The sequence below is a fragment of the Myroides sp. DF42-4-2 genome (genome assembly GCF_030326445.1).
Lineage (GTDB): Bacteria > Bacteroidota > Bacteroidia > Flavobacteriales > Flavobacteriaceae > Flavobacterium.
This window is the reverse complement of sequence record NZ_JACAKI010000060.1, coordinates 1-944: the sequence shown is the minus strand read 5'-3', so window position 1 is coordinate 944 and position 944 is coordinate 1. Positions and strand designations below refer to the sequence as shown.

The 944-nt window shown below is 44.9% G+C and carries 1 pseudogene; it reads left to right on the top strand.

The window, feature by feature from the left end:
* Positions 1–944: pseudogene (locus HX062_RS16135) on the top strand (OmpA family protein); the annotation flags it as partial.

Sequence of the window (944 nt, the reverse complement as noted above, 5' to 3'; positions counted from 1 at the left end):
TTATTGGGTGGATTATTATCCACGCAAAGTCTAAGTGCTCAAGAGCCTATCAAACCACCTTTAGAGATTGCCAATGAGCACTACAACCGCTACGAGTTTGTCGAGGCGGCAAAGGTGTATCAGAAGTTGATCCGCGGGGCCAAGACAGATAATTATATTTATTTACAACTAGCAGACTGCTATTACAACATTTTCAATACCGTTGAAGCGGCCAAATACTACGGGAAAGCCTTAGAGAAGGATCCTAGTTTAGATTCGGAGTTGTACTACCGTTACGCACAGATGCTCAAGGCTAGCGGACGCTATGAGTCGTCCAATGCTGCGATGAAGAAATTCGCTGAGCGCAACCCTGAGGATCAACGGGCTATTGCATTTTTACGCGAACCGGATTACATTCCAAGATTGCGCGAGCAAGAGGAGCTGTTTACCTATGAAGAGTCTGGGATCAACGACCGTCAGGGCAATGATTTTGGCGCCTTTTTAACCGTAGGGGACACGCTTTACTTTGCGTCTACTCGTGCAGGGAACAACTCCAAAAAGAAATACGGCTGGGACAACCAAGGGTATTTAGACATCTACCAAGCGAAATACAAAAACGCAGATGATCCCTTATACGATGTAGAACCGGTTTCAGAATTGAATACCAAATACCACGATGGTCCGTCTACGGTAACTGGGGATGGTCATACGATGTACTTTGCAACGGAGAGTTTCCGCGCAGGTAAGTTTGTTAAGAACAAAGCAAAATTGGTTAAGCTAGGAAAAGTAAGTGTTTTCCGTGCGACTAAGAAAAAAGATAAGTGGACCGATTTCGAGCCAGTTCCCTTCAATGGGAGTGATTACTCGGTTAGTAATCCTAGTGTGAGTAAGGACGGTCGTACGCTTTACTTTTCTTCCGACATGCCAGGTACGATGGGTAGCACAGATATATGGAAAGTAGATAT